Annotated in this window: 3 protein-coding genes; all 3 read left to right on the top strand. The window is 49.0% G+C overall.

Going from position 1 to position 1,551, the window contains the following annotated elements; translation table 11 throughout:
* Positions 1-424: hypothetical protein (locus tag AN477_RS24960; protein WP_169787846.1), on the top strand; the 424-nt coding region annotated here is incomplete at its 5' end.
* Positions 421-1,185, top strand: a complete 765-nt coding sequence (locus AN477_RS05365; protein ID WP_054968151.1) for an SAF domain-containing protein — start codon at positions 421-423, stop codon at positions 1,183-1,185. The genes AN477_RS24960 and AN477_RS05365, both read left to right, overlap by 4 nt.
* The coding region (locus tag AN477_RS05360; protein WP_425388128.1) for a hypothetical protein at positions 1,182-1,551 on the top strand (370 nt) is incomplete at its 3' end. The genes AN477_RS05365 and AN477_RS05360, both read left to right, overlap by 4 nt.

Here is a 1,551-nt window from a genome sequence, read left to right as displayed (position 1 = left end):
TTTGGTTCTTATTGACACGACGCCTTCTGCACAGGGAACGTACACAGCGCTCGAGTTGGCACAAAAAATTGTGTTTGTCATGACACCAGAATGGGTGTCGTTCAAACGCTTTATCGATGAATATCAAGCGGTTCGATATCAGAAGGCACCGGAGAACGTGACGGTGGTTATCAATCGAATTCGAAAACGGGTATCAGAGCACGCACGTACGTTACGTCTGCTCGAAGAAGCGGACATTCCATCGGACATCGTACGGGTTCCTGAGGATAGGACCTTGTATCGTGAACTGATTGGCGCTTCTGCACTCGTTGGGGGTAGAGACGTACAGGATGGGGTGGATCACCTTCTATCTGCGCTTCGTTTTGACCCTGTTCTAAATTCGACCAAACGTGGTCTTCGACGTGGACGGAGGTGGAACGTGTGAAGACATCCAGAATGATGTTTGGACTGAGTGTGGCGTTGGCTCTTGGTGCTGGGATTTTAGCAACAATCATCCTTCTCAAAGCGAGTCAGACGGAAACGGTGGTGGTATCCACACACAACTTACAACCCTATACACAGATAGGGCCGTCAGACGTAAAAGTCGTGACTGTTCCCAAAAACTCAGGGATTCAGGGGCGTGCTACAAGCGAAGGTGATGTGATTGGGCATTATCTGTCGTTCGCGGTCCCAAACGGATATCCCATTACAAAGGGGGACCTAAATTCGTCCAGCAGCTTTTCATCGTTTCTGACCCAGTACGTTGAAAAGACAGGAAAACCCGGCATGCTTCTATCGATTCCTGTTCAGTCTCCGTTATCTCAGGTCGTGAACGCCGGGGAAAGTATTGCACTTATCGTACCCAATCAGACTGGAAACAGTACATCGTTTCAAACCATCGAGCCGGTTCCGGTACTCAACGTGTTGCAACCTGCCAAAGGTGGTTCGGCGACCGCACTCCTCGTGTTTGTGACGGAACAGGACTACAATGTGCTCGCTCCAGCCATTTTGAACAACAATGTGCAGATTGGACTGATTCCACAAAACGGTTCGTTTACAGCACCACAATCGATTCAGTTACCACCCATGCAAATGCAATCTGGAAATGGGGCGAATCCCTCACCCATCACGGTGACCCGTACACAGGGTACGCAATCACCTCAGTCATCGAACAATTCTACGTCGGGCGGAGGAATACACGGATGACGATAGACAACATCTTGCAAGGGTATATCAATACACTGAAAAGCACCGTTCTAAATGATTCGAAAATCTCAGGGGCCGGTGTCACGCGTAAAGAGATGTACACATATCTGTACACGAAGTGCGTAGAACAGGGGACATTCGTACCTGCTGAATATCGGGAGAAAGTGATTTCTTCTTTGCTGAATAGCTGGTACACGTATGATGTCCTTCAAGGCGCCATGGATGACCCTTACGTGAGTGACGTGCACGTGATAGGGACGACCACCATCGTGAAACGAAATGGGTCGAATTACGAATCTACGGAGTCACGCTTTTCGTCGGAAGATGCGTTAATGGAGTTTATCGCCCGAAAGTTAGAGAATACGC

The organism is Paenalicyclobacillus ferrooxydans (genome assembly GCF_001399675.1).
Taxonomy (GTDB): Bacteria; Bacillota; Bacilli; order Alicyclobacillales; family Alicyclobacillaceae; genus Alicyclobacillus_B; species Alicyclobacillus_B ferrooxydans.
The sequence above is the reverse complement of the archived record's forward strand: the minus strand, read 5'-3'. Positions and strand labels throughout refer to the sequence as shown.